The following is a 23548-nucleotide window of genomic DNA, read 5'->3' as shown; positions in this document are numbered from 1 at the left end:
TTCCTCCGGTTCAGGCTGCCTGACTGGCGCGGCGATAGCTCATTTCCACTTCATCGCGCAGATCTTCCCAGATCGTGCGGCAATATTCGATGAAACGGGGCTCGTAGCGAATGTCAGCAACCACGCGCGGACGCGGGAGATTGATGGGATAGACGGATTTCACCGTTGCGGGTCCGGCAGTCAGCACATAGACCTTGTCCGCGAGGGCAACGGCCTCCTCAAGGTCGTGCGTCACAAAGATGACCGAGGCCTTGCGTTCCGCCCACAGGCGCAACAGCTCTTCGTGCATCACGGTCCGGGTCTGCACGTCCAGCGCCGAGAACGGCTCGTCCATCAACAGAATTTCAGGTTCATTGATGAAAGTCTGGGCCAGGGACACGCGCTTGCGCATGCCGCCCGAAAGCTGGTGCGGATAGTGCTGCTCGAAGCGGGACAGCCCGACACGGGCGAGCCAGTCCCTGGCGCTGCGGGTGGCTTCCGCATGGGATTTTCCCCGGAAGAGCGGGCCGGCCATGACATTGTCAATGACATTGCGCCACGGGAACAGCGCGTCGGTCTGAAACACGAAGCCGACTCTCGGATCGATACCATTGACCGGGCCGCCCATGAGGCGCACTTCGCCGGCGCTTGGCCGGGCAAGTCCGGTGACGAGATTGAGTGTTGTGGACTTGCCGCAACCTGTCGGTCCGACAACGGCGACGAACTCGCCGGGTTCGACCACCATGTTGAAATCGCGCAAGGCAGTCAGCGACTTGCCGGTCGGTGAAACGAAGCGACGGCTGACATTGATCAATTCAATGGCAGGGGTCTGGGATGCATTGTCTTTCATGGCAAATACCTGGGGCGTGCTGAATAACGGGCGTGCACGCAATGCCCGATACCAAGGGATCGCTTCCAGCCGCTGGCGGCCGGAAGCGATAGGCTCGGAAAGGTTATTTGGCAGCTTTCACGAATTCAGACGTGAAGGTCTTGGAAAGATCGATCTGCTTGCCTTTGACGTTCTTGGAAAAGCTCGACAGAACGTTCAGTACGGTCTGCGGACCGTCCGCCGGCATCACGCCGTCTGCGGTGAACATGCCCTTGCCGTCGGCAAGCGCCTTTACATAGCCTTCCTTGTCGCCGACGTAGAAATCCTTCGGCATCTTGTCGGCAATGTCATCCGCACTGTGGGTGTTGATGTATTTCAAGGTCTTGACGAAGGCATTGGCCAGCTTCTGCGTCGTTTCCTTGTGTGCATCGACCCACGATGTTTCCATATAGAGCGATGCGGCGGGATAGGTTCCGCCGAGAGCGGCCCGCGTGCTTTCAATCGTGCGCATGTCGATCAGGACGCTTGCTTCCTTGGTCTTGAGCATGCGCGAGATGGTCGGCTCGGTTGTCATGCCAGCCTGGATCTTGTCCTGCTGCATGGCGGCAATGAATGTCGCTCCGGCGCCGACAGGCACGGATGTAAACTCTCCGGGCTGCAAGCCGCTCTTGAAAGCCAGATACTGCGTGAGGAAATTGGTGGAGGAGCCAAGCCCGGTGACGCCGAGGCTCATGCCCTTGAAGTCAGCCGCAGACTTGATCTCGGGGTGTTTCGTCGAAACCAGTTCGACTTCGCCCGGCGCCTGGCTGAACTGAACGATCGATTCAACAAGCTTGCCCTTGGCCTGCAGGTCAATGCAGTGATCGTAGAAACCGACAACGCCCTGGACGGCGCCTGCCAGCAGCTGGTTTTCGGCATCGACACCGGCCGGTTCGTTGAGCAATTCAACATCCAGGCCTTCGTCCTTGAAATAGCCGAGCGCTTCGGCAAGCTTTGCAGGCAAATAAATGTGCTTTTCATAGCCGCCCACCATGATGGTGATCTTGTCATCGGCATGAGCGGCGGATCCGGCACCGAATGTGCTGGCGGCCATCAAAACGGCAAAAGAAGCCGTGTGAAAAAAAGAGCGTGAAAGTGCCATTGTTCCGTCCTCGATTTGTTTCCCGCACCCTCAATTCTTTGTCACACCGTGGGTGTGTTCTTATGGATGCAGGGGTACTATAGACGACGCAACCTTTCAGTTAGCTTTCAGCGGCGAAAAGCCGTTTTTCTGTTCTGCGATGCCCCTGTGGAACGGTGGAATTCTAGGCCGACAAAGCCAGAATGGTGGTTGGTTGCGGCAGCGGCACTTCTGCTGCAATACCGTCTTCAATCCTGCTGATCTGGCCGCTGATCATGATCTGGTCCAGCGGGGCGGGCCTGCCCAGATAAAAGCCCTGCGCCGCATCGCACCCCTCCGCATCCAGAAGCGACAGCTGGCTCTGCGTTTCGATGCCCTCGGCCAGAACCGGGATGCTGAGGCTCTTGCCCAGCGCGAGAACCGCGCGAATAATGGCCTTTGCCTGCGGGCTCGTCTCGACTTCGCTCATGAAGGAACGGTCCAGCTTGATCGTATCGAAGGGAAACGACCGCAGGGTTTCAAGCGACGAATATCCCGTTCCGAAATCATCGAGGGCGATGGTGACACCCAGCTGTTTGATCTGGCGCAGGATATGCAGGGTCCGGACCTTATCGGCGATGATCGTCGATTCCGTGAGTTCGAGCTCGAGGCGGCTGGCAGGCAGCTGGGTTTCCAGCAGGATTTCATGGATCAGCTTCGGCAAGTCCGCATGGGAAAGCTGAACGGGCGACAGATTGACCGCAATCTTGTAGGCAGGCGTCCAGGATGTGGCGGCGGCACAGGCCCTCCGCAGGACCCATTCGCCCAGTTGCAGGATCAGCCCGGTTTCCTCCGCAAGCGGGATGAATTCTGACGGCGGGATGAAACCGTGCTTCGGATGCTTCCAGCGCAGCAGGACTTCATAGCCGCGAACCTCGCCGGTCGAAACAGCGGTCTGCACCTGATAGTACAGGTCGAGTTCATTGTTGTCGAGCGCCTCGCGCAGCTCTCCCGCCAATGTCCGGCGGGCCCGGACCGTTTCGTCCATTCCCTGTTCGTAGAAGCAGACTGCCGTGGTCCGGTCGGCCTTGGCGCGATACATGGCAAGGTCGGCATTGTTGATCAGCATTTCCTTGGTATCGGCATCGTCGGGATAGAGTGCAACGCCGATGCTCGCTCCAGGGTTCACGTCAAAATCGCCAATGCGGATGGGCTTGAACATCGCTGTTTCAATGCGGGCGAGAAACCCGTTCAGCGCTTCTCCGTTGTGCGCGTGATGAATGGCGGCAAATTCATCCCCGCCCAGCCGGGCGACAAATTCCCCGTCGTGCAACAGATCGCTCATGCGCTGCGCCAGCGTGCGCAGAACCTCATCGCCGGAACTATGCCCACGGACATCGTTGATTTCCTTGAAGCGGTCGAGATCGATGCAGACCAGCGCAATCCGGTTTCCGGTATTGCCGGCGGCGCGGATTTCCCGGTCGAGGCGGTCATTGAAACTGGCGCGGTTGGGAAGGCCCGTCAGACTGTCGTTCATCGCCATCTGGCGCAGCCGCTGATACGAATCCGCCCGTGTACGGTCATCGATGAGGTAACTGACGAGCCCCGTACCCACGACAATCATGCCCACCAGCGCAATCGCGAGGGCCATGGCCTGCAGGGCCGCATGATCGGTGAACGCACCCGCCGTCGACAACGGGGTTATTTTGAACGCCGTCATGCCGGTAAAATGCAGGCTGACAATGGCAAGCGCCAGCACGCCGGACGCAGCGGCCAATCGCCTGTTGAATTTGCCATTGACGGCAAGGTGCAATGAAACGGCTGAAAGGACGACCGACAGAACGATCGAGGCCATCAGATAGGGCATGTCCCAGTCGACGATACCCTGGACGCGATAGGCGAACATGCCGGTGTAATGCATGGCTGCGATGGATACACCCAACAGCGAACCGCCGACGATGGAAGGCAGCCGGCCCGATCCGCTCGTGGCTATGACGAAACTTACCAGCGCCCCGCCGATTGCGACCAGAAGCGAAACGATGGTCAGGACGGCATCGAAGGCGACGGGTGCTCCCGGATCATAAGCCAGCATGGCGATGAAGTGGGTACACCAGATCGCTGATCCCGCCGCCGTTGCCGTCAGGAAGTGCCATCCGATTTTTTCCGGGCCCGTTGTAGTCGCCGCCCGCTGGAACAGGCGGAAGATCGCCCATGAACCCGATACGCAAACGAAAGCCGCAAGGAGAACAAGCCAAATGTTGTGTTTTCCGCCGATACACGCCATCACCAACATCATGATTACGGTTCTCTCTGTCCCTGTTTGCATCCTCCCGTGGTCTTCCACTACGGACAAACACTTGATGTTGAATTAACGGATCAGGTTATTATTGGGTTGATTTCCAGCTCACCCCACGGGCGGCACACAAACGTCCCGCTGAAGCCGGTTTTTCTAAATTTGAACTTGAGCTGTTCAATCAAAATAAATCATGTCGCGACATCGCGGGGCGCCGGTTACACTTTATTCATTTCGAGGCAACCAAATGGTTCAAAATGCTATTTGGGGCACACAAGATGAAATCGGTATTGGCTCTTGCAATTGCAGCTTTGGTTTCGCTCGGCGGTATGGCTTCGGCGGAAAAGCAGACACTGAGAATAGCGACCGAGGGCGCCTACCCTCCGTTCAATTTCATCGATGCCTCCGGCAAGCTGACCGGTTTCGACGTTGAAATCGCCCATGCCCTCTGCAAGGAGATGGACGCAAACTGCTCAATCGTCACGGTGCCGTGGGTGGAGATCATCACGCGGCTTGAACAGCACGAATACGATCTCGTGGTTGCCAGCATGTCGCTGACCGATGAACGCGCGAAGCGCATGGAATTTTCCACGCCCTATTACCGTTCCCATTCGGCTTTTGCCGGCGATCCGCAGAAATTCCACGACATTTCCCCCGCTGCCTTGAAGGGCATTAAAATCGGCGCCGGCAAGGATACGATGCAGGCTGAATATCTCAAGAAGGTCTACCCCGAAAGCACGATCATTCTGGCCGCGGACCAGCCCTCCGCTCAGAAACTGCTGACCTCCGGCAGTGTCGAGCTGATGCTGGCAGACTCGATAGAATTGCTTGCCTTTCTGCAGTCACCCGAAAACTCCAGGTTCGACTATGTGGGTGATCCGCTCACCAGCGATCTCCTGCGCAGCACATCGCATGTGACGGCCTCGAAGGGCAATACCGAGCTTATCCAGCAGGTCAACGAGGCGTTGAGCCAGATCCGGCTCAACGGAACCTATGACCGGATCAACAACAACTACTTTCCATTCAGCATCTATTAGGCGTTACCCGACATGCGTAATCCTTTTCAGGGAATGCAAATTTCGATGCGGGCTGCAGGTCAGCTCCTGATTGCGCTTGTCCTCGTCTATGCCGTTGCGGCGGCCGGCTATTCATTCTTCCTGCTGCAAAAGATCGAAAGCAACGCCGATTACGCGCAGGAAAACCAGCTGCCGCTCGTCCTGGCCCAGAACCGCAATGCCCTGAAGATCGAACGGCTGGCCTCGCTTGTCCGCTCAGCCTATCTCGCCCGGGATCGCGAACTGGAACGGCAGGTGCAGCTGCAGACCCATGTCCTCGCCAGAAGCTTCACCCTGGATAACAATGCGCAACTGGCCGACAAGGTGCTGGAAGTCGCCGAACAGGTAAAGCGCATCATTGCCAAGCGGGAACAGATCAGGCGAAGCGAGACACTGGCCCAAACGAAAACCGAAGGGATTTCCGCCGCACAGCTGGATAAGCAGGCGCTCGAGGCCTATCAATCGGCCATGCATCTGACGGACAGCTTGACACAGGACCTGACGACGGACGCCGCAGCGCTCGCCTATGCGATGTCGGGCGATATTCAGAAGACCGCCAGGATGATCCAGCTGGCATGGATCGTCATCCTGATACTCCCGGTGATAATCGCCATCGGCGCGCTGTTCGTTGTGGCCCGCCACATCATTGCCCCCATCCATACGGCGATCAACTATCTCGGGTCGATTGACCGGCAGGAAGCGGGCGACGTCAAGTTCCGCCATCCCCTGTTCCGCGAACTTTCCACCATTTTCGATGCCATTCAGGCCTATGGCCGGGTGTCACGCGACCTGTTGGAGACCAACACCATTCTGCACACCCTGTCCGAGGAGGATGGCCTGACCCGGCTCGCCAACAGGCGCAGTTTTGAGCGAAAGCTCGTCGAGGCGTTCAACACATCCGTCGAGCGGGGCGATGATCTGGCCATCGTCATGGTCGATCTCGATCACTTCAAGTCCATCAATGACCGCTACGGCCATCAGGCCGGTGATACGTGTCTCAAAGCCGCCGCCAGCGTCCTCAGCGGCGTCTGCTCGGACCGGGTATGTCATATCGCGCGGTATGGCGGAGAAGAATTTGCACTTGTTCTTCCCGCCTGCAGCCTGGGAGACGGTGTCTGCGTGGCAGAGGCCATCCGGACCTCGATCAGCAGCCTGCGTATCAAGGCCCCGCAGGACGACATCATAAGAATGACCGCCAGCCTTGGCGTCGCGTCGATGCGAAGCGGCGTTTTCGACAGTTCGGAACAGATTCTGGAAAATGCCGACAAAGCGCTGTACCGGGCAAAACACAGCGGCCGGAACAATGTCAAGGCAATCGCCGGACACGACATTGCCGTGCCGATCGTCGCTTGAGCCGGTAACCGGGCAGCCAACGCGCCGTTCTGACGCTGTGTGGATCAATCGGGAAGAATCCGGACAAATTGCGTCACTAGAAAGAAGGCGCGGAAACGTATAGGTTGTCGCTGCAACTTAAGGTTTTATTCATCCGAGGACAGTGCGATGAGTCGGCCCTCAAAGTGACAAAGGCCAGCACCACTTGCCTGGCAAATGCCGACCTATCACCCGAGCGGCTGACTGCCGTCGACCTCGGTTCCCCATATCCGATTGCATCGAACGATACTGATATAGGCAAGGCGCTTGATCGCCCGATCGAATTCTCTGTCAAATAGGAGAGAACGGCAATGACCTATCTACTTTCGACGTACTGGCCTTGGATGTTGATTGCGCTTCTTCTGGGCATCGCAGTGGGTTTCATGACCTTCCAGCGATCGGTCCAGGCATGGCGGCCGGTTTCCTGGCCAAGCTGGCTTAGACTGCTTTGCCTGCTCTTCGTCGTCGGCCTCGTCGTCGCGGTGCTGAAATGGCTGCCGGGCCTTGCCGGGCAGTATCTGGAAGCGGCTCTGCTGCTTGTCGGCAGCTACATCGTCGGTTATTTCGCCGGCAGCTGGCTGGCAAGTCTGCGCGCCGCCGAACCGGCTGTCCAACAGCAAACCGCCATGGCCCCGGCGGCGGCACCGGTTGCCGCCGCGCCGGTCGCAACGGCTCTGGCCAGCGACGGTCATCCCGGACAGCGCCCGCCGTCAATCGACAGGGTTGCAACCCCTGACAATCTGAAACGGATAGCAGGTGTCGGCCATGCCAACGAGATCAAACTCAACGAGCTCGGCATCTGGACGTTCAGCCAGATCGCGGCGTGGAACCATCAGAATGCGGAATGGGTCGGGAGCTACCTCGCCTTTCCCGGACGCATTGAACGGGAAGACTGGATCGGTCAGGCGGCACGGCTTGCACAGGGCCTGGAAACGGAATTCTCACGCAGGGTGGATCATGGCGATGTCCCCACATCGCTCTGACCCAAGCATGCCGGAACGCCGGTTGCGGCAGGGATGACTCATTGCTGCCCCAAAATTCTGCGATCATCGAGATGTTGGAATCATGCGATGGAAAAGAGGAAGAGATGAGTGAAAAACGTTTTTCTGTCCCCGTTGCAGTACGATTGGGCATTGCGGGACAGAGGATGATCTACAGCACATGGGAAGCGGTAGAATGTCTCAAAATCCACTGGCCGCGCAATCACGGCCCCAAATACCGGAAGGCACTCCAATCCTGTATGGACGCCCTTGATGGGTGGAAACCAGCCCACAAGGCCCGGCGTGCATTTGTCGATGCGGCACGCGAGGCCGGCATTTTCCTTGAGGTCAAACCTCAGCATTAGCCTGCCTCGCCTGATCGTTATGGTCGCGGTAAATTGCTGTGCCATGCCTATTGCGCATTCGACATAGAACTATTCCACATTTGCGATGCCATCCCGTGCGGAAGAGCGCTATGAAAACGCCATAAGGGAGCGCACGGGATGGCACAGGCCAACGGCAATACACAACGATCGCGAGCGCGGGATATCGGCATTGCTCCCGGCCACTATCCGCCCGGTCCGCTCAACGCGATCACCGATGTGGCTGGCGTGCATGTGGGGCACGTGACGATTGTCGAAGGCGAAACCATCCGCACCGGCGCCACCGCGATCCTGCCGCATGGCGGCAACCTGTTCCAGGACAAGGTACCGGCCGCGATTGCCGTTCTCAACGGTTACGGAAAGTTCGCCGGCTCGACCCAGATCGAAGAGCTGGGCGAGATGGAAACGCCGGTTCTTCTGACAAACACATTGGCAACCGGCAGGGCCATTGAAGCCATCAACCGCTGGACCCTGTCGCAGCCGGACAATGGCCAGCTGGTCTCCATCAACGCCGTGGTTGGCGAAACCAATGATTCCCGTCTCAATGACATCCGCAGCGGGCGCCCCAGCATCGCGGAGATGGGCGAGGCGCTTGCAGCGGCCGCCGACGGTCCTGTCGCGGAAGGAAGCGTCGGCGCGGGCACGGGTACGGTGGCCTTCGGCCTGAAAGGCGGCATCGGCACAAGTTCCAGACGCGTCAGCACGGGCGGAAAGGATTATACCGTCGGCATTCTCGTCCAGTCCAATTACGGCGGACATCTGCGCATCGATGGGTCACCCTATGCCAGTTCGGCAAGCGAAGACCGGGACGGCTCCATCGTCATCATCGTGGCCACAGACGCGCCCCTGTCGGACCGCAATCTGAAGCGTCTGGCCACACGCGCTTTTGGCGGCCTCGCCCGAACCGGTGCGGCGCTGAGCAACGGTTCGGGCGATTACGCCCTGGCCTTTTCCACCGCAACGGAGGTTCGCCGCACGAAAAAGCAGCGCAAGAAAGTCACGGCAATACCGGATCTGCCGAATGAGCTTGTGTCGCCGCTGTTCGAGGCAGCCATCGAAGCAACGGAAGAAAGCATCCTCAATTCCCTGTGCATGGCGCAAACCACCGAAGGTTTCAATGCCGGCACATCGAGCCCCAACCGGATCGAGGCCATCTCGTTCGAGACATTGAAGCGCCTCGCCCGCCGGTGATTTTCCGGCCGGCGCACCCTTTTCATACCAAGGAGTTCCCATGAAACACACGGCCGACAGCCGCATCGCCTACGTCAACGGCGCGTTCGTTCCCGCTGCGGAAGCACGTATTTCCATCTTTGATCGCGGCTTTCTTTTCGGCGACGGGATTTATGAAGTCACTGCCGTTCTTGGCGGCAAACTGGTCGACAGCAAGCCTCACACCACGCGGCTGCAACGGTCGACGAATGAGATCGGCATCCGGATGGCGGTCTCCCCCGAGGAGATCGAGCAGATTCAAAAGACCCTGATCGAGCGGAATGCGCTCGTCGAGGGATTGATCTATCTCCAGATGACGCGCGGTGCCGAGGAACGGGACTTTCTGTTTTCCGATGACCTCGAACCAACCCTTATCATGTTCACCCAGGTCAAGAAGCTGCTCGATTTGCCAGCCGTGAATACGGGGCTCGCCATCAAATCCGTCGACGACATGCGCTGGGCGCGCCGGGATATCAAGAGCACCTGCCTGTTGCCGCAGGTCCTGGCCAAACGTATCGCCAGGGAAGCGGGCTGCCAGGAAGCATGGATGATCGAAGATGGCCTGGTCACCGAAGGCGCATCCTCGACGGCCTATATCGTGACACCGGAAGGCTCGATCGTCACCCGCGCCAACAGCAGCAAGACGCTGCCCGGATGCACGCGTCTCGCTCTTCTGCAGCTGGCACAGGAAACCGGCATGCGTATCGAGGAGCGCCCGTTCAGCCTCACCGAGGCTCTTGCCGCCACCGAGGCGGGCATGAGCAGCGCATCCAACTTTGTCCTGCCGGTCACGACGATCGACGGACTGCCCGTTGGCAACGGTACACCCGGCCCCGTCATGCGGCGGTTGCGTGAATTGTATATCGAGCACGCGTACAAGACGGCGGTCTGACCCTCGGCGCCGCGGATCTGCCTTTCCATATCGGCAAGGCAGATCGGACGGCGTCAGTGCGATGACGTCATTTCGGCGATGGCTTGCCAGACGCGGCGAACCACAGGCCGCCGGTTTTGCCGGGACCGGTAAAGCCGGATGTCGACGCTGATATCCCAGCTTGGATCGGCAGCGCGGACCAGCGCGCCCTGCGCGAGATCGGCTCGCGTCAGGCTCTCCGGTGCCCAGGCGACACCCCAGCCGGCAAGCGCCATGCCCGTCAGTCCGACGGCCATGCTGCCCTCATGCACAAGCGTGTAGTCGGGCTGCCGCCTGGCAAAGAGGTCGGCCATCAGCTGGCCGAAGAACGAAGCCTTTTCATAACTGATATAGGCGACCGGTTTCCCCTCGCGGCCAAACGCGTGCAACGGCTCTCCATCGGCGCCGGGTGCCGACACCGGAATGATATTTTCCGAACCGAGCAGCTGATACTCGAATTCCAGGGGATCGAGCAGCAACGGCACCGACGCATGGGCGTAGGTCAAAAGGAAATCACATTCGCCATCCACCAGGGAATTGGCGTTCTGCTCCATGATGCCGGAGTCCGGGCGCAACCGGGAAAGGACCGGTCCGGTTTTTGTGTTCAGCGCCTTCAGCCATTCCGGGAAAAGAGTGAATGACAGGGTGTGCAGCGCCGTGAAGGTAATCGTGTGCGCATCGATCCCCTCGTCCACCTTGAATTTGCGCCGGGCCTGATGAAGCGTCTTCAACGCCTCCTGCGCGACGGGCACAAACTTGTCTCCCGCATCGGTCAGGCGGGACGGATAGGTCGCCCGATCTATGAGGGTTGTTCCGAGCCAGGCTTCCAACTGCTTGATGCGCCGGCTGAAAGCGGACTGCGTGACATGTCTCTCATCGGCAGCTTTCGAAAAATTCAGCGTATTCGCCAGCGCGAGAAAGTCTTCGAGCCACTTGATTTCCAATGGGACGGTTCCTGCTTCACAACAAAAAGGCACCCGCGATGGGCGGGCGCCTTCCCGTATTACGGAAAGCGATGCGGATTTCAAATCAAAATCAGCGTGCCAGCGTATATTCCATCATGCGGCTGCGGCTGAGAACCAGCTCGACTTTTCCATCGGCAAGACAATGCAGGCAGATGCGCTTGCGCCAGGGTCCATCGATGAGAGTGAAGAGGAAACGGCCATTGCCCAGGGGAACCAATTGCATGGCATGGCGCGTCGGGCCGATCCCCATGCTTACCATGCCATCGCGTATATCGAAACGCGCCCCATATTCAGCGGCGACCCAATGGCCGTCCAGGTCGGCGGATGCCAGTCCCGGCTTTACCGGCAGGAATCGCCGGTTGATATAACCCGCCTCGCCTTCCAGGGCCGTGCCGGTCCAGCGCAGCCGCATCGGCGAGGAAGCGGATCGCGATGAAAACCAGCCGTCACCATCGTCATAGAGCGTGTCCTCGGCGTCGAGATAGGTGGCAATGCCGCCCGCCATTTCAATCCAGTACGGGCCGGTTTCCGTGACGTAGAGACCGTCGGGAATGGTGCAGTTTGTCTGTGGCAGCGGCTGTCCCGTGAGGGCACCCATCGCGGCCAGGGCAATCTTGTAGCCGTTGGTATCGTCGCGATTGGACACAACGACAAACCCGGTTCCCGCTTCCGCATCGAGAAGGAAATAGGATTTGTAGCCGGGGTGAGAACCGCCATGGCCGACGAAGCGGCGCCCGGCCAATTCCGACCAGCGCAGACCAAGTCCGTAGTTGGATGGGCGGCCATCGCCCATGCAGCGGGTGGCGGAAAGTGCCGCGAGCAGGCCCGCATGGCGATCACCGTCCGCAAGCAAATGCTGCAGCCATACGGCAAGGCTGTTGCCGCTCCCCGTCAGACTGCCGGACGCGGAGATATGCAGGCCAGCAGCGCTGAGCTGCCACGTTTCATCGTCCTTGAAGTAGCCCGGCACAAGACCGGAAACCGGATCGTTCCACACTTCCGGCGCCTTGAGGAAGATAGCCAGCGGACCGGCAATCTCATCCTGGACAAAAGCGTCGAAGGTCTTCCCCTTGCGTTCGAGAGCCGCTTCGACCAGACGATAGCCGGTGTTGGAGTACGAAACGTCTGTGCCGGCATCGAAGTTCAGCCGCGTCAGCGAGCTGAGAAAATCCAGCAGCGGCTGTTTCTGTGTTTCCGTATAAACGGACAGCCCGAGAAGCGTCAGGCATTCGCGCACATCCGGCAGACCGCCACTCATGTCGAGGGCACGGCCAACGGTCACGTCGGCGAGAGGCGGCTGCAGCTCCGCAAGATGGTCACCGAGGCGATCATCCAGCGTGATAAGACCAGCGTTTTGTAGCACCATTGCCGAAAAAACATGCTTGGTCACCGAGGCGTAGCGTACCACGCTGTCAGCTGAAAACGCCGTGCCTGTCGCGAGGCTTTCCAATCCTCCGGCATAGGCGAAGCGGATGCCTTGCCTATCGAAACCGATGATGGCCCCGCCCGGCTCGTTGGCCGGCCATTGACTTGCAAAGTTTTCGGCACAGGCCGCAGCGGCCGCCCAATTCAAACTGACGGACATCCTGTCCTCCGTTATGCCGGTTCTTCGAGATTGATGCTCAACGTGCGAAGCGCCGACGTATGCGCGTGTTTCGTGCGTCCTGCCCGCAGATCATCGGCACTCAATTGCTCGACCATCTCGCCGTTCAGCATGACGCCAAGCTGCGGACACAGATGCGCGATGACTGCCAGATTGTGGCTGACGAGGACATAGGTCAAATTCCGTGCTTGCCTGAGATCGGCCAAGAGGTTGAGAATTTCCGCCTGCACCGACACGTCAAGCGCGCTGGTCGGCTCGTCCAGCAGCAGGACCTGCGGTTCGGCAATCAGCGCGCGGGCAATGGCAACACGCTGGCGCTGGCCGCCGGAAAGCTGGTGCGGATAGCGAAAGCGCACGGTCTGCGGCAAGGCAACGTCCGAAAGTGCCTGCTTGATGCGTTTTTCGACGTCCGGCAGTTTGTGCACCAGGAGGAGTTCACTGAGAATCCGGTCTATGGTCTGGCGCGGGTGCAGCGAACCGAACGGATCCTGGAACACCATCTGCACCTGACGGAAAAAGGCCGGCGGACGTTTCAGCGGCGCATCCGTGCCGTCGAAGGCGATGCGCCCGCTCCAGTCTTCATTGAGACCGGCCATCGCGCGCAAAACCGTTGATTTGCCCGATCCGCTTTCGCCGACGATGCCGAAGCTGCCGCCCTTGGCAACATCAAAGGAAACGCCGCGGACAACTTCATGCGTGCCGAACGAGATTCTGAGTTGATCGACCTTGATCATGGATTGAGCCACGCTGCATCGCGAGTGAGAACGGGAAGTCTTTCCTTGGGGTGCATCAGCGACGGCATGCAATTCAGCAGGCCCTTCGTGTAGGGATGCTGTGCCTTGGCGAGCTCGGAAGCCTTGAGCTCTTCCACAACCCGGCCGGAATACATGACGGCAACCCTGTCGCAGAAATGCGAGACCAGCGGCAGGTCATGGCTGATCAGGATGAGGCCCATGCCCCGGCGCGACACCAGATCGTCGATGAGACGCAGGATTTCCGCCTGCACCGTTGCATCGAGTGCGCTGGTCGGTTCATCGGCAATCAGCAGTTCCGGATCGGGCGCCAGCATCATGGCGATCATGACGCGCTGTCCCATGCCGCCCGAAATCTCGTTGGGGTAAGCACCGGCCACCTTGCGGGGGTCGCGGATCATCACCTGATCCAGCAGTTCAATGGCAGCTTCCGCCGCTTCTTTCCGGCTGCCCTTCTTGTGGGTGCGCCATGATTCGGCAATCTGGCTGCCCACCGTCTTCACCGGATTGAGCGAATATTTCGGGTCCTGCAGAATGAACCCGGCGCGCTTTCCGCGGATCTGGCGCATGCCGCGTTCCGAAGCACCGAGAATATCGATGCCATCGAACGCAAGCCTGTCGGCTTCAATCTTGGCATTGCTTGGCAGAAGCTTCATCAGGGCGCGCGCCGTCAGGGACTTGCCCGAACCGCTTTCGCCGACGATGCCGAGTTTTTCGGTACCCAGCTGCATGGATACGCCGCGCACGGCCTCAAACCGGCTTGTTCGCGTTTCAAAGGCAATACGAAGGTTCTTGATATCGACCAGCATCCTGTTTCCTAATTCTGCTTCGGGTCGAGGACGTCGCGCAGGCCATCACCCAGGAAGTTGAAGGCGAGCGATACCATGAAGATCGCTATTCCCGGGATTGTCGCAACCCACCACTGTTCGAAGATGAAGCGTTTGGCCGTGGCAATCATCGCGCCCCATTCCGGGGACGGCGCCTGCGCGCCCATGCCGAGAAAACCGAGACTGGCCGCAGTGATGATGATCGAACTCATGTCGAGCGTGGTGCGCACGATCAGGCTTGGCACGCACAGCGGCGCGATATGGCGCAGCATGATGCGCCAGCGCGATGCGCCGGTCAGGCGGTACGCGGCGACATAATCGGTGTTGCGGATCGTCATGGTTTCCGCCCGGGCCAGCCGGGCATAGGGCGGCCATGCGGTCAAGGCGATCGCAAGGATTGCACTCTCCACGCCGGGCTTCAGCGCAGCGACGAAGGCGAGGGCAAGAATGAGACGCGGAAACGCCAGAAACACGTCGGTGATCCGCATGAGAGCGGAATCGACCACCCCGCCCATATATCCGGCAACACAACCCACAGCCAGACCAATCGGCGCAACGACGGCTACCACCGACACCACCATTCCAAGGGTGACGCGGCCGCCGAACAGGATGCGCGACAGGATATCCCGCCCCAGTTCATCCGTTCCGAACCAATGCACAGCCGAGGGACGCGCCAATCTGTTGCCGAGATTTTGCAGGCTCGGATCATAGGGCGCGATCAAGGGTGCCAGCAGCGACAGCAGGGCAAACAGAAGGATGATGCCGAGGCCGATCATCGCCAAAGGATTGGACTTCAGGCTCAGCCAGATACGGTACCGGCGTCCCCAATTGGCTTGCGAGCGCGAGGCGGGGGTTTCATCCAGCGCCCAGTTACGAAAAGATGTCTGTATCATCGGACGCGTGGATCCAGGAGTTTGTATAAGATATCGGCGAGCAGGTTGAGAACGACATAGATCAGGCCGATCAGCAGCGTTGCGCCCACAACCGGGTTCATGTCCGCATTCATCAGCGAGATGGTCAGATATTGCCCAAGGCCCGGCCAGCTGAACACCGTTTCCGTCACGACCGCCCCTTCCAGCAAACCGGCATAGGTGAGCGCGAGAACCGTGACGAGCTGGACTGCGACGGTCGGAAAGGCATGTTTCCAGACAACGGCGGCGGCAGAAAGCCCCTTGGCACGCGCAGTAATGACAAACTCGCCCTTGAGCGCATCCAGCATGAAGGCGCGGGTCATGCGCGTGATGTAGGCCATGCTGAAATAAGCGAGGATGCAGACGGGCTGTATCATGTGGATGAGCGCGTCATAAAGCGCATCCCAATCCCCGGCAATGATGGAGTCGATTGTCAGGATGCCGGTGACGTGCGGCACCATATCCTGAAAAATGATGTCCTGACGCCCCGGCCCCGGCGCAATGCCGAGCACGGCGTAAAACACCAGCAGCGAAATCATCGCCAGCACGAAAACCGGAACGGAATGGCCGGCGAGGCAGATGACGCGGATGGTCTGGTCGACATAGCTTCCCTGCCGAACGGCGGCCCAGACGCCAAGCGGAATGCCGATCACGGCGGCAAGAATGAGTGCCGCGGTTGCCAGTTCCAGCGTGGCCGGGAAATAACGCGCGATATCGGTCGCCACAGGATTGCGGGTCAGGATGGATTTGCCAAGATCACCCTGAACGATCTGCGCGAGATAGTGGAGGAACTGGATCACCACCGGCTGATCCAGTCCCATTTCGATCCGCGCCCGGGCGATGACGGCCTCGGGCGCATTGTCGCCCACGGCGGCGATCACGGGATCGACCGGCATGACGCGGCCGATCATGAACGTGATCACCGTCAGCCCGAGCAGTGTCAGGAAGACACTGCCGAGAAGGCTGGACAGATTTTTTATCCGCGCGTTCAAGCCTTTGCGATCCCTGCATAGGAGTGGGAGTCAGACAATGTGCCAAGGCGCATGCCCGAAACAGCCTTGCGGCAGGCAGCCGTGGTTTTTGTCTGCAGCATCAGGGCAAAGGGGCTGTGCTCCATATGCGCCTTCTGCAAGGCTTCGTAGAGCTCGATGCGCTTCTGCGGGTCCTTCTCGTCGCGGGCTTCCTCGGCCTTTTTGGTCATTTCCGCATCCTGCCAGGACGAGCGCCAGAGGAACGGCTTGGTCTTTGCATTGTCCGAGTTGTCGAGATTGATATTGAACACATCGGCATTGGCATGCGGATCGAAATAGTCCGAACCCCAGGCGGACAGCGCCATCTGATGTTCACGGGCACGCATTTTCGTCAGAACCTGGCGGTTTTCGGCCGCCTGCAGCTGAACGCGGATGCCGATTTCGGCAAGGTTCGCCTGAAGTGCCTGCGCAATATCCGGATAGGGCTGGGCCGAATAATGGTCCATGACGATATCGAAACCACCGGCAAGGCCTGCCTCGGCCATGAGTGCCTTGGCCTTTTCGACATCCTTCTGGAACGGCGTGTCGTTCACGGCGCCGGGAAAGCCCTCAGGCAGGAAGCTCTGATGGATTTTGTGCGTCAGCGGCACGATGTTCTGCTGGATGCCCTTGTAGTCGATCGCCCACTTGACCGCCTGCCAGACCTGCGGCTTGGCCAGATTCGGGTTCTTCTGGTTGAGCGAGATAAGTACCAGCGAAGCCACGCCCTTCTGCACCAGCGTATAGTTCTCGTCGCCCTGAAGCGTGCGCAGCTGCTCGGTCGTCAGGTTGCGCGCGATATCGGCGTCGCCCTTCTGCAGCATCAGCAGCTGGGATGACGGATCGACCACATGGCGCAGGATGATGCGCTTGATGTTGCCCTTATAGGCGCCTTCCGGATTGACCTTGAGCGTGACGCTTTCGCTGGGCTTCCAGGCCATGAGCACCCACTCGCCGGAACCGGCGCTGTTCTTCTGCAGCCAGCCATTGCCGAAATCGTCGCCTGCCACGTTTTCCAGAACCACCTTCTTCTCGACGATGCTGCCGACATTGGCGGACAGGCAATAGAGCAGGAAGGACAGGGAAACCGGCTTTTCAAGCGTGATCTTCAATGTCTTGTCATCAACAGCCTTGATCTGCTGCTCGACATTCTCGGCGGTAAAGCCGAACTGCGTGATGATGAACGCGGGTCCCTTGTTCATCTTGACGGCGCGCTGCAGGGAAAATGCCGCGTCTTCGGCCGTCACCGGCGCACCGCTGGCAAACTTTGCACCCGCGCGCATCTTGAACGTGAATACCTTGCCGTCGGTATCGGCTTCCCATGATTCGGCAAGGCCGCCATCAACCTGATCGGCATTTTCGAGATTGGGATGCACCAGCTTGTGATAGATATTGCCGGCAATCTCGCTGCCGACCGCCTCAAAGCTTTCATGCGGATCGAGGCTTGTCATGTTGTCGATCTGCTGCGCGACAACAAGGATGTCCTTCGGTGTATCGGCAAATGCCTGGGTCAGATTGACATAGGATAGAAACGGTATCGCTGCGCCGCCAATCAACAGATTGCGTCTTGAGATCATGTTGCGTGCCCCTTTGCTCATGGTTATTTTTGTTCCCGGACGTCGCCCCGCCGCAGACATCGTCTGACTGGCTCGCCGCCCAAATTTCTTGCGTGTCAATTTTTTAAGCAGGCTCTATCATGCTGGTTGAACGGGCGGCCAATGCCGATTTTGGCAGTACCTATGCACACTGTGCATGCGGCGGGAACAGAGGTACGGAACAGGCGCGCCGATGCGTTGCGCGCATGGGCAGCGACCGAAAACGCATTTGCCATTTGCCGGTATTCGCGCCAAAGCTGGTGACAGCTTCGGGACTCGCTCCCGCCACCGCAAAACGCACCAAGGTTTCCTGACCCATGACCAGCCATTCAATCGTCCCGGTTTTCGACGGGCACAACGATGTCCTGCTCCGCCTCTGGATGTCGACCGAACCGTCGCCGGAGAAGCGCTTCATCGAGGGGGAAAATGTGGGTCATATCGACCTGCCGCGCGCGAAAAAGGGCGGACTGGCGGGAGGACTGTGTGCGATTTACGTTCCGACGCCATCGCCGCAGAAAAATACCAATGGCGATTACAACACGCCGGACATGGAAAGTGCGCTCAACACCACCCTGGCCATGGCCGCGCTTCTGACACGGATCGAACGGCAGGCGAAGGACCGCCTGCGCATCTGCCGGACGGCGGATGATATCCGCAATGCAATGAAAGACGGGGCGTTTGCCTCGGTGCTCCATATCGAAGGCGCGGAAGCCATCGGACCCGACCTCAATGCACTCTACGTCCTGCATCAGGCGGGGTTGCGCACGCTCGGACCCGTGTGGAGCCGCAGCAATATCTTTGCCCACGGCGTGCCCTTCCGCTTTCCCAGTTCCCCGGATATCGGGCCGGGCCTGACCGACCATGGCAAACAGCTGATCCGGACCTGCAATGAGCTGCGGATCATGGTTGATCTCTCCCACATGAACGAACAGGGGTTCTGGGATATTGCGGCCATATCGGATGCACCGCTCGTGGCCTCGCATTCCAATGTGCATGCGCTGTGCACGCACAGCCGCAATCTGACGGACCGCCAGCTCGACGCGATCCGCGATACAGGCGGACTGGTCGGCCTGAACTTCGGCGTCCTGTTCCTGCGTCAGGACGGCGTGAGAAATCCCGACACGGATTTGAGTGAGCTGGTGCGGCATGTCGATTACATCGTCGATCGCATCGGGATCGATCATGTTGCGCTTGGATCGGACTTCGATGGCACAACCATTCCAGCCGCCATGCGCGATGCCGGCGACCTGCAATTGCTGGTCGATGCCCTGCGCCAGGCGGGCTATGATGGGGAGGCGCTCGACAAGATCTGCCACGGCAACTGGATAAGCGTTCTCGAACGCACCTGGACGAACTGACCGGCGTTTCGCCGGTCGGTTCGCTGCTTTTGTTTACATGGTGATTCTGGAGCAATGGGCCAGGGTAACGGCCCAGTCATCCGCCGTGCGGCTCCAGACACGGGTAAAGGCCAGTTTTTCAGAAAATTTTTCGCCGTAATAGGTTCCGGTAAACCTGACCCGCAACGAAACCAGGACTGCATTGCCAAGCGGCCGGATGATGCTGTCGAGGACGTCGATCTGTTCGAGCGCCAGGACACCGCTGCGATGCGCTTCAAGGTCCTGCGCCTTTTCAATCCGGCGTCCCTGATGATCGATGAAAATGAGGTCGTTGGCCAGCAGCACATCGAGCGCTTCAACGTCGCTGCGCAGCATCGCAGACCTCAGGCGTTCTTCGCACTGCTGAATGGCGGCTTCATCGGCTGTATCGAATGCAGTGGTCATCTCATCATCTCCTCCCCTTTTATTCCGTATCGGCCGAAACCACCGGAGGGCGTGGGCATCGACCGCAAACACGCATAAAGGCTATCCGTCATATCTGAACAAGGCAATAACCTCTAATTTTCTCCGGAACAAGTTGCGCCGTCGCTCCACTTTGACGCGGGCCTTGTCAGAGCGCCGGGGCGGACAAATCGCCGAGAACTGTCGGGATTAGTTCGGAAACGGTGGGGTGGACAGGCACCGCCCATTTGAGCGTGGGGTAGCCCACCTTGGCGCTCATCGCGTCGATTATCCCATGGATCGCCTCATCGCCGCTGGTACCCAGAATCGCCGCGCCCAAAATCTGCTGTGTCTGCGCATCGGCAACGATCTTCATGAAGCCCTGCGTTTCGTCTTTCTCGACAGCCCGGCCAACCCGGGTCATGGGTCGCTTCGACACCAGAATGGGGCGGCCCGTTGCTCTGGCTTGGGTTTCGCTCATTCCCGCCCGACCGAGCGGCGGGTCGATATAAAGCGCATAGCCGGGAACCCGATCGCTGACCTTGCGGCTCTCGCCATCCAGCAGATTGGCAGCCACGATTTCATAATCATTATAGGCCGTGTGCGTGAATGCGCCCTGCCCGTTGCAGTCTCCAAGCGCCCAGACACCGTCGGCACTCGTCGCCAGAAAGTCGTCGACCTTGATGTAACCCCGCTCGTCCGTCTCGATGCCTGCCTTGTCCAGACCGAGATCGTCGGTATTGGGACGCCGGCCAATCGCCAGCAGCACGTGCGAGCCGACCACACTGCGCGCACCGGAATCGCAATCGAGATGAACTTCCGTGCCATCGGCATGCGGTTTGAACGCGATGCAATTGGCATCGAGACGGCAGGCAACGCCTTCATTGTCCAGGATGGACCTGATCGCCTCGGACACATCGGCGTCTTCGCGTCCAACCAGCCGGGGACCTTTCTCGACGACAGTGACCTGCGATCCGAAGCGCCGGTACATCTGCGCGAATTCGAGGCCGATATAGCTGCCGCCAACCACCACCAGATGCCGAGGCAAGGTATCGAGCCGCATCATGGTCGTATTGGTGAGACAATCGACATCCCGAATACCCGGCATGTCCGGAATGTTGGCGCGCCCGCCCACATTGATGAAAATACGCGGCGCCTGAAAAAGCGCGCCGTCGACAGCAATCGTATGAGCGTCGACGAACCGGGCATGCCCCTCGACAACCCGGCAATTGTGCATGCCGCGCAGCCAGGTCTCGACACCCGTGCGGGCATTGAACGAAACGGTATCGGCACGCTGCCGCACACGCTTCATGTCGACGCGAACGGGCTGTTCTATCACAACGCCATAATCAGCGCCGCGCCGGGCAAGGTGCGCCGCGTAGGCGCTGGCAACCATCGTCTTCGTCGGCATGCAGCCGGTGTTGACGCAGGTGCCGCCAAACAGTTTTCGCTCGACAATCAGCACGTTCATGCCAGCCGCGGTCAGCCGGCCGGCGAGCGATGGACCCGCTTGCCCCGCCCCTATGATGATCGCGTCGAATGCGTGGCCCATGACAGTGCTCCAGCGTTAAGGGTGTGCGAGAGTAACAAGAGCGGCATTGGTTCGGAAGCCGCGCCTTGCCCGGAAATCGAAACATCGACAGCTGGCTGCAAGATCGGTAGAAGCAAACAATGAACTATCTGCGGCAAGCCACAGCCAGCCTTACTGTTTTCGCAACCGCAAGCGTGCGGGAACTCCGGTCGTTGGCAAGGCCCGGACCGCGGATGGTCGACGAGTTCGAGTGCGTCATATCCGTGCTGCTCGCCATCATCTTCGCGCACGTCCTTGGGGCGAAAAACATCGGTTGGGCGGCGTTCAGCGGCTACATGGTGATGCGCTCGCATGTATCGGAAAGTCTCACCCGCGGCATTCTGCGCATCATCGGCACATCGGCGGGTGCGGGTGCCGCTTTGGCCCTGGCCCCGCTTGTCATCGGCAAGCCGTTCCTTCTCAGCCTGTCGCTGGTCATTATCGGCGGCGTCACGCTTTACTTCGCCCTCGTCGGAAAACGCAGCTATGCCTGGCTGTTCACCGGGCTGACATTCTGCATGGTGCTGATCGACGGCATGAAACATCCATCGGAATCGGTGCTGCCGTTCGCCCAGTCGCGCCTCGTCGAAATTCTTGCGGGCACCCTCGCCTGCATTCTCGTCAGCGCGGTATCGACCTTCACCATCCGGCGCCGGTTGCCGCGGCAATCCCGGGAAACGCCCGCGCAGACCGCGATAAGACACTCCGTGATCTGGCACAGGGGCGCCGCGAAGCATGCGCTGCAGGCCGCAATCGCTCTGGGGTTGATTCCATGGATATGGCTGTGGACGGGCATCACCTCCCTCAGCCAGTCGAGCATTACCATCATGGCCGTGATGATGATTCCGGTGAGCAGTCTGGCCGCAAGCGTGCTGAACCCGATCACATCGCGGCTGGTGCTGCGCTTTGTCGGCTGCAGCGTCGGCGGCCTGATCGCCACGATCATCCTGCTCGGCAGTCATCATTCGCCCGTCCTCATGACGCTTGGCGTGTGCATCGGTGTCCTTGTCGGGCGGCATATCGAAAACAGCAACTCCTCCATCAGCTATATCGGAACGCAGTTCGTCCTTGCCTTTCTTGTCGTCCTTGTGCCCGACACCTACACCAGTGCCGCGCTGGAACCCGGTATCGAACGGCTTGCGGGCATCCTGTTCGGCGTGGTCATCCTGGAGCCGGTTCTCCTTGCCTCCCACTATCTCTTCCGTGATCACACGCCGCGAAATGACGGCCCTGACATCAAGCAGCCATCATCAAACGAATAAATACCGTGGCGAATGCGGATCATCTTTCTGCAATAAACTTTACGCGCGCAAATTTTTATATTGACACAGCAACATAAATTGAACATCCATGCGGCGGACGAAGGTGGGAGGAGCATCGGCCATCGCCAACGGACGAAGCACGGCAGAGCGGCCATGCAGTATCCGGTTGTGTATCGCCAATGCCCATCTGCCGGCTTTCGAGAAAACAACTGTTCTGGAGGGAACAATGATCCGTACCCATTTTACCAAACTGCTGCTTGCTGGCGCCGCCGCACTGATGGCCACCGGCGCTTTTGCCGAAGGTATCGGCGCTTCGCTGCTCACCCAGCAGCATCCATTCTATATCTCGCTTGCTTCGGCAATGACCGCGGAAGCCAAGGCGGAAAACCTGCCGCTTGAAATCGCGATTGCCAATCAGGACCTGAACAAGCAGCTCGCCGATGTGGAAGATTTCATCACCAAGGGCGTCAGCGTCATCATCATTTCGCCTGTGGACAGCACAGGCGTGAAATCCGCCATCGCCAAGGCGCAGAAGGCTGGCATCAAGGTGATCACCGTGGACGTTCCCGCCAAGGGCGTTGAAGTCACCTCGCATGTCGGCACCGACAACTATACCGGCGGCGTCAAGGCTGGCGAACTGATGGCCAAGCAGATCGGCGACAAGGGCAATGTGGCTGTCATTGACTACCCGACGGTGCAGTCGGTGGTTGATCGCGTTGAAGGCTTCAAGAAGGCGATTGCCGCGCATCCCGATATCAAGATCGTCTCCATCCAGACCGGCATCACCCGTCCCGAGGCGCTTGCCGCCGCCCAGAACATCCTGCAGGCGAACCCCGACGTCGTCGGCATCTTCGGCTTCGGCGACGATGCGGCCCTTGCTGCAGCCTCGGCCGTCAAGTCGGCAAAGCTGCAGGATCAGGTCAAGGTCATCGGCTTCGACGGCATGGAAGAAGCCCGCAATGCGGTCAAGAACGACCCTATCATGGTCGGCGTGATCGCGCAGTATCCGGACCAGATGGGCAAGGTTGCGGTTGCGACCGCGGGCAAGGTCATCAAGGGCGAGACCGTTGACGCCAAGCAGCCGATCGTTCCTGGCGTTGTCACCAAAACAGGCGAAGAAAAGTAACCCCCGCCAACGTCAACAAACAACAGTGCCACCCGCGCAGG

The 23548-nt window shown here is 59.4% G+C and carries 21 protein-coding genes; 9 read left to right on the top strand and 12 right to left on the bottom strand.

Annotation, left to right across the window (positions count from 1 at the left end; translation table 11 throughout):
* Window positions 1-10 precede the first annotated feature (10 nt).
* The 3 genes from J1W56_RS19225 to J1W56_RS19215 form a co-directional block, all read right to left on the bottom strand.
* Entirely contained in the window at window positions 11-829 is an 819-nt protein-coding gene (locus tag J1W56_RS19225; protein WP_223614899.1) for an ABC transporter ATP-binding protein, read from the bottom strand.
* A gap of 103 nt (window positions 830-932) precedes the next feature.
* Window positions 933-1949 carry an ABC transporter substrate-binding protein gene (locus J1W56_RS19220; RefSeq protein WP_223614898.1) on the bottom strand — a complete coding sequence of 339 codons (1017 nt, stop codon included), beginning with the start codon at window positions 1947-1949 and terminating at the stop codon, window positions 933-935.
* A 163-nt stretch (window positions 1950-2112) separates the two neighbouring features.
* Window positions 2113-4203, bottom strand: coding sequence for a putative bifunctional diguanylate cyclase/phosphodiesterase (locus J1W56_RS19215; RefSeq protein ID WP_223614897.1), 2091 nt, complete (start codon window positions 4201-4203; stop codon window positions 2113-2115).
* 275 nt (window positions 4204-4478) lie between these two features.
* Here J1W56_RS19215 and J1W56_RS19210 point away from each other — a divergent pair, with 275 nt between their 5' ends.
* From J1W56_RS19210 to J1W56_RS19185, 6 genes are all read left to right on the top strand, one after another.
* Window positions 4479-5237, top strand: coding sequence for a transporter substrate-binding domain-containing protein (locus J1W56_RS19210; protein WP_223614896.1), 759 nt, complete (start codon window positions 4479-4481; stop codon window positions 5235-5237).
* 45 nt (window positions 5238-5282) lie between these two features.
* Window positions 5283-6608 (top strand): GGDEF domain-containing protein, encoded by a 1326-nt coding sequence (locus J1W56_RS19205; RefSeq protein ID WP_223614895.1) that lies wholly within the window; start codon window positions 5283-5285, stop codon window positions 6606-6608.
* Window positions 6609-6937: 329 nt separating this feature from the next.
* Complete coding sequence (locus tag J1W56_RS26095; RefSeq protein ID WP_319025568.1) at window positions 6938-7609, top strand: hypothetical protein; 672 nt, start codon at window positions 6938-6940, stop codon at window positions 7607-7609.
* A 104-nt stretch (window positions 7610-7713) separates the two neighbouring features.
* A complete protein-coding gene (locus J1W56_RS19195) occupies window positions 7714-7971 on the top strand; it encodes a DUF982 domain-containing protein (RefSeq protein WP_105733511.1) in 258 nt (85 codons plus the stop codon).
* 138 nt (window positions 7972-8109) lie between these two features.
* Window positions 8110-9180 carry a DmpA family aminopeptidase gene (locus J1W56_RS19190; RefSeq protein ID WP_223614894.1) on the top strand — a complete coding sequence of 357 codons (1071 nt, stop codon included), beginning with the start codon at window positions 8110-8112 and terminating at the stop codon, window positions 9178-9180.
* A gap of 40 nt (window positions 9181-9220) precedes the next feature.
* Window positions 9221-10090 carry a D-amino-acid transaminase gene (locus J1W56_RS19185; RefSeq protein WP_223614893.1) on the top strand — a complete coding sequence of 290 codons (870 nt, stop codon included), beginning with the start codon at window positions 9221-9223 and terminating at the stop codon, window positions 10088-10090.
* A 53-nt stretch (window positions 10091-10143) separates the two neighbouring features.
* Here the strand turns inward: J1W56_RS19185 and J1W56_RS19180 are convergent, their stop codons facing one another.
* The 7 genes from J1W56_RS19180 to J1W56_RS19150 all read right to left on the bottom strand — a co-directional run bounded on the left by J1W56_RS19180 (window position 10144) and on the right by J1W56_RS19150 (window position 17753).
* Entirely contained in the window at window positions 10144-11052 is a 909-nt protein-coding gene (locus tag J1W56_RS19180; RefSeq protein WP_223614892.1) for a LysR family transcriptional regulator, read from the bottom strand.
* A 91-nt stretch (window positions 11053-11143) separates the two neighbouring features.
* Window positions 11144-12658: a serine hydrolase domain-containing protein gene (locus J1W56_RS19175; RefSeq protein WP_223614891.1), complete on the bottom strand. Its 1515-nt coding sequence runs from the start codon at window positions 12656-12658 to the stop codon at window positions 11144-11146.
* A gap of 11 nt (window positions 12659-12669) precedes the next feature.
* Window positions 12670-13410: an ABC transporter ATP-binding protein gene (locus J1W56_RS19170; protein WP_223614890.1), complete on the bottom strand. Its 741-nt coding sequence runs from the start codon at window positions 13408-13410 to the stop codon at window positions 12670-12672.
* On the bottom strand, window positions 13407-14237 hold the full coding sequence (locus tag J1W56_RS19165) for an ABC transporter ATP-binding protein (RefSeq protein WP_223614889.1): 831 nt from the start codon (window positions 14235-14237) through the stop codon (window positions 13407-13409). Before J1W56_RS19165 ends, J1W56_RS19170 begins: the two co-directional genes overlap by 4 nt.
* 8 nt (window positions 14238-14245) lie before the next feature.
* Window positions 14246-15148, bottom strand: a complete 903-nt coding sequence (locus J1W56_RS19160) for an ABC transporter permease (RefSeq protein ID WP_223614888.1) — start codon at window positions 15146-15148, stop codon at window positions 14246-14248.
* Window positions 15145-16158, bottom strand: a complete 1014-nt coding sequence (locus J1W56_RS19155; RefSeq protein ID WP_223614887.1) for an ABC transporter permease — start codon at window positions 16156-16158, stop codon at window positions 15145-15147. Before J1W56_RS19155 ends, J1W56_RS19160 begins: the two co-directional genes overlap by 4 nt.
* Window positions 16155-17753, bottom strand: coding sequence for an ABC transporter substrate-binding protein (locus tag J1W56_RS19150; RefSeq protein ID WP_223614886.1), 1599 nt, complete (start codon window positions 17751-17753; stop codon window positions 16155-16157). Before J1W56_RS19150 ends, J1W56_RS19155 begins: the two co-directional genes overlap by 4 nt.
* Before the next feature lie 335 nt (window positions 17754-18088).
* On the opposite strand from J1W56_RS19150, the gene J1W56_RS19145 reads away from it, so the two are divergent.
* The gene (locus J1W56_RS19145) at window positions 18089-19129 is read left to right on the top strand and encodes a dipeptidase (protein WP_223614885.1); all 1041 of its coding nucleotides are present in this window, start codon (window positions 18089-18091) and stop codon (window positions 19127-19129) included.
* Between the two features lie 33 nt (window positions 19130-19162).
* Here J1W56_RS19145 and J1W56_RS19140 read toward each other — a convergent pair whose 3' ends face one another.
* Complete coding sequence (locus J1W56_RS19140; protein WP_223614884.1) at window positions 19163-19552, bottom strand: nuclear transport factor 2 family protein; 390 nt, start codon at window positions 19550-19552, stop codon at window positions 19163-19165.
* A gap of 166 nt (window positions 19553-19718) precedes the next feature.
* Window positions 19719-21101: an FAD-containing oxidoreductase gene (locus J1W56_RS19135; protein ID WP_223614883.1), complete on the bottom strand. Its 1383-nt coding sequence runs from the start codon at window positions 21099-21101 to the stop codon at window positions 19719-19721.
* 119 nt (window positions 21102-21220) lie between these two features.
* Here J1W56_RS19135 and J1W56_RS19130 point away from each other — a divergent pair, with 119 nt between their 5' ends.
* On the top strand, window positions 21221-22381 hold the full coding sequence (locus tag J1W56_RS19130) for an FUSC family protein (protein WP_223614882.1): 1161 nt from the start codon (window positions 21221-21223) through the stop codon (window positions 22379-22381).
* A 226-nt stretch (window positions 22382-22607) separates the two neighbouring features.
* On the top strand, window positions 22608-23507 hold the full coding sequence (locus tag J1W56_RS19125; RefSeq protein ID WP_223614881.1) for a substrate-binding domain-containing protein: 900 nt from the start codon (window positions 22608-22610) through the stop codon (window positions 23505-23507).
* Window positions 23508-23548: the final 41 nt, after the last annotated feature.

Origin of the sequence: Phyllobacterium calauticae (assembly GCF_019991125.1) — a bacterium.
Classification (GTDB): Bacteria; Pseudomonadota; Alphaproteobacteria; order Rhizobiales; family Rhizobiaceae; genus Phyllobacterium; species Phyllobacterium calauticae.
Note: the sequence above shows the minus strand (reverse complement) of the source record. Positions and strands in the feature narration are given on the sequence as shown.